Annotated in this window: 5 protein-coding genes and 1 pseudogene; 3 read left to right on the top strand and 3 right to left on the bottom strand. The window is 68.9% G+C overall.

Annotated features, from left to right (window positions below; all coding sequences use genetic code 11):
- The 3 genes from JOZ00_RS12290 to JOZ00_RS12300 form a co-directional block, all read right to left on the bottom strand.
- Positions 1-806, bottom strand: an 806-nt coding sequence (locus tag JOZ00_RS12290) for an HAD-IB family hydrolase (RefSeq protein WP_293344199.1), incomplete at its 3' end; no start/stop codon positions are given.
- A 95-nt stretch (positions 807-901) separates the two neighbouring features.
- The gene (locus JOZ00_RS12295) at positions 902-1192 is read right to left on the bottom strand and encodes a WXG100 family type VII secretion target (protein ID WP_293344200.1); all 291 of its coding nucleotides are present in this window, start codon (positions 1190-1192) and stop codon (positions 902-904) included.
- Positions 1185-1496: a WXG100 family type VII secretion target gene (locus JOZ00_RS12300; RefSeq protein ID WP_293344201.1), complete on the bottom strand. Its 312-nt coding sequence runs from the start codon at positions 1494-1496 to the stop codon at positions 1185-1187. The genes JOZ00_RS12295 and JOZ00_RS12300 overlap by 8 nt, the downstream gene beginning before the upstream one ends.
- A gap of 60 nt (positions 1497-1556) precedes the next feature.
- On the opposite strand from JOZ00_RS12300, the gene JOZ00_RS12305 reads away from it, so the two are divergent.
- The 3 genes and pseudogenes from JOZ00_RS12305 to JOZ00_RS12315 all read left to right on the top strand — a co-directional run.
- On the top strand, positions 1557-1838 hold the full coding sequence (locus JOZ00_RS12305; protein ID WP_293344203.1) for a glutaredoxin family protein: 282 nt from the start codon (positions 1557-1559) through the stop codon (positions 1836-1838).
- 123 nt (positions 1839-1961) lie between these two features.
- Positions 1962-3329: a glutamyl-tRNA reductase gene (locus JOZ00_RS12310; RefSeq protein ID WP_293344205.1), complete on the top strand. Its 1368-nt coding sequence runs from the start codon at positions 1962-1964 to the stop codon at positions 3327-3329.
- Between the two features lie 13 nt (positions 3330-3342).
- Positions 3343-3732 (top strand): annotated as a pseudogene (locus JOZ00_RS12315) (hydroxymethylbilane synthase); the annotation flags it as partial.

A 3732-nucleotide genomic window follows, 5' to 3' on the forward strand; every position in this document is an offset into this window, starting at 1 on the left:
CGGAAGTCGCGGACCTCCCAGCCCCGTTCGCGGGCCAGGGTCCGCAGCCGGGCGTCGGGATTGATGGCCACCGCCGTGCCCACCAGCGACAGCATCGGCACGTCGTTGAAGCTGTCCGAATAGGCGGTGCAGCGTTTGAGGTTGAGCCCCTCGCGGATTGCCAGCGACCGCACGGCATGGGCTTTTCCGGTGCCGTGCAGGATTTCGCCGACCAGCCTGCCGGTGAACACCCCGTCGACCGATTCGGCGACGGTCCCCAGCGCGCCGGTCAGCCCGAGCCGCCGGGCGATGGTCGCCGCGAGCTCGTACGGGGTGGCGGTGATCAGCCACACCTGCTGGCCGGCGTCGAGATGCATCTGCGTGAGTTCGCGGGTGCCGGGCCAGATCTTGTCGGCGATGATCTCGTCGTAGATCTGCTCGCCCAGGTCGACCAGCTGGTCGACAGATCGGCCCTCGATGAAGGCGAGCGCCTTGCGCCGTCCGGCGGCGACGTCGTCGCTGTTTTCCTTGCCAAGCACCTGGAACTTGGCCTGCGCATAGACGAATCCGAGCACGTCGCGATACGTGAAGTAGTGCCGCGCCGCCAGCCCGCGCCCGAAATGAATCGCCGAGGAGCCCTGCACGAGGGTGTTGTCGACGTCGAAGAACGCGGCCGCGGTCAGGTCGATCGGCGGCTGCGGGCGATCCTGCGTCGCGGCCGCCTCCTGCATGCCTTCGATCGCGCGGGCGGCGCTGGCATTGGCGGCCAGCGATTCCAGGTCGACGCTGCCGGTGGGGTCCGCGTCGACAGGGTCAGAGGAAGTCATCGCCAAACCTCCCTAGATGCCGTGCCGCCCGAGGCCATCGAGTGGCCGGTATCCAACCCTATCGGGCAGATGTCGGGGGCCGGCGGGGCCTCAGCTCACGACCACATGCCGAGATTCGTTGATGCCGCGCCGGTGTAGTTGGCGTGCGCGGTCGCACCCGCGGCGCTCATTCGAGCCAGCGCCGCGCGCATCATCGCTTCACCGCGGACCCAGTGCTGATGAGCCTCAGCGTGCGCCGCGGCGGCTTCACCCGTCCAGGTGGCATGCAAACACGTTATGCGGGAATCGATTTCGCTGATCATGTCTTCGGCGTAGCGTTGGAAAGCGGCCATCCGCTGCACCGCGTCGGCCAAGGCTTCGGGGTCCACCCGAAACGGCTCAGCCACCGCGCACCGCCCGCTCCGCCCGGGCGGATTCGGCCTCGTTTTCCCGATAAGCAGCGCCGGCCTGAGCCATCAGCTGCGCCAGCATCGACAGGCCCACCTGCACCTCGCGAGCCCCCTGCTGCCACAGTTCCCACGCCGAGCCGTACGCGGTCCCCGACGCGCCCCGCCAGCCGGCCAGCAGCCGGCCCACCTGATCGTCGAGCTCGGCCAGTTGACTCATCAGATGCTCGGCCGCACCGCCGAGCGAGGCCGAACAACCCTGCAGCGCCGTCAGATCGACACGCAGCGTCGCATCGGCAGCCATAGCGGCAAGCTAGCCAATGCAGCGCCGCCCCACAATTCACCCGCTGCCACACTGGTAGTCATGACCCAGGCCGCCGGGGAAGCCGCCAGCCGGCCGCACGTGGAGTTGTTGACCCGCGACGGGTGCACCATGTGCGCCCAGGTGCACGCCCGGCTGCAAGAGCTGGCCGCAGAGCTCGACTTCGACCTCTCGATGACCGACGTCGACGCCGCCGCCTCGGCCGGCGACCCGGGGCTGCGGGCCGAGTTCGGCGACCGGCTGCCTGTGATTTTGCTCAACGGCCGCGAACACAGCTACTGGGAGATCGACGAGGCGCGGCTGCGTATGGATCTGGCCCGGTGATCGGGGCAGTCCGGCCGGGGCGGGCAGCGTGGCAATTATTTGGTAGCCCAGCTGATAAACGTTTACCGTGGACAGCAGTTCAGTTACTGGAAGAAGCAAGGGAGCTGGCCAGGTGATGCTGCCGTGAGCGTCCTGCTTTTCGGGGTTTCGCACCGCAGTGCGCCGGTATCGGTCCTGGAACAACTGAGTATCGACGAGGCCGATCAGGTCAAGATCGTCGACCGGGTGTTGCAGTCGCCGCTGGTGACCGAGGCGATGGTGTTGTCGACGTGCAACCGGGTCGAGGTCTACGCGGTGGTCGACGCGTTCCACGGCGGGTTGGCGGTGATCGGGCAGGTGCTGTCCGAACACTCCGGAATGTCGATGGCGGACCTGACCAAGTACGCGTACGTGCGCTATAGCGAGGCCGCCGTCGAGCACCTGTTCGCGGTGGCCAGCGGCCTGGATTCCGCGGTGATCGGCGAGCAGCAGGTGCTCGGTCAGGTGCGCCGCGCTTACGCCGCCGCCGAGGCCAACCGCACCGTGGGCCGCGTCCTGCACGAGCTCGCCCAGCGCGCATTGTCGGTGGGCAAGCGGGTGCATTCCGAGACCGCCATCGACGCCGCGGGTGCTTCTGTGGTGTCGGTCGCCCTGACCTTGGCCGAACGCCGGCTGGGCGGACTGTCGGGCAAGACCGCCGTGCTGGTCGGCGCGGGCGCGATGGGCGCCCTGTCGGCGGCGCACCTCACGCGCGCCGGCATCCAGCACATTCAGGTACTCAACCGCTCGCTGTCGCGGGCCCAGCGGTTGGTCCGCAAGATCCGCGAATCGGGCGTGCAGGCCAACGCGCTGCCGCTCGACCGCCTGGCAGACGCACTGGCCGGCGCCGACATCGTGGTCAGCTGCACCGGCGCCGTGAGCCCGGTGGTCTCGCTGGCCGACGTGCATCACGCGCTGGCCGCCGGACAGCGTGACGAGACTGACCACCCGCTGGTGATCTGCGACCTGGGCATGCCGCGCGACGTCGACCCGGCAGTGGCCGGACTGCCCGGCGTCTGGGTCGTCGACGTGGACCGCGTGCAGCACGAGCCGTCAGCGCACGCCGCGGCCGGCGACGTCGACGCCGCCCGCCACATCGTGGCCGCCGAAGTCGCCTCCTACCTGGCGGGACAGCGGATGGCCGAGGTCACCCCCACGGTGACCGCGTTGCGTCAACGCGCCGCCGATGTGGTGGAGGCGGAGCTGTTGCGCCTGGACAACCGACTGCCCGGGCTGCAGAGCTCCCAGCGCGAGGAGGTGGCCCGCACCGTGCGACGCGTGGTGGACAAGCTGCTTCATGCACCGACCGTGCGGATCAAACAGCTCGCCAGCGCGCCGGGCGGCGACAGCTACGCCGAGGCGTTGCGCGAGCTCTTCGAACTTGACCAGACTGCCGTCGACGCCGTTGCTGCGGGCGAATTGCCAGTGGTATCAAACGGATTCGATGCCGGCCCGACACCTCCGGTCGAGTAGCCGATTGGCGAACGTGATCCGGATAGGCACTCGGGGCAGTCTCTTGGCCACCACCCAGGCCGGCGTCGTCAGGGACGCTTTGATCGCCAACGGGCACCCCGCCGAGTTGGTGACCATCTCCACCGCGGGTGACCGCTCGTCGGCGCCAATCGACACGTTGGGGGTCGGTGTCTTCACGACGGCGTTGAGGGAGGCCATCGAAGAGGGCCGCGTGGACGCCGCTGTGCACTCGCACAAGGATTTGCCAACCGCCGATGATCCGAGGTTCACGATCGCGGCCATCCCGGCCCGAAATGACCCTCGCGATGCGTTGGTGGCGCGCGACGGCCTGGTCCTCGGGGAGTTGCCCGCGGGTTCGCTGGTGGGCACCTCGTCGCCCCGGCGGGCCGCGCAGCTTAGAGCA

The organism is Mycobacterium sp. (genome assembly GCF_019243155.1).
Classification (GTDB): Bacteria; Actinomycetota; Actinomycetes; order Mycobacteriales; family Mycobacteriaceae; genus Mycobacterium.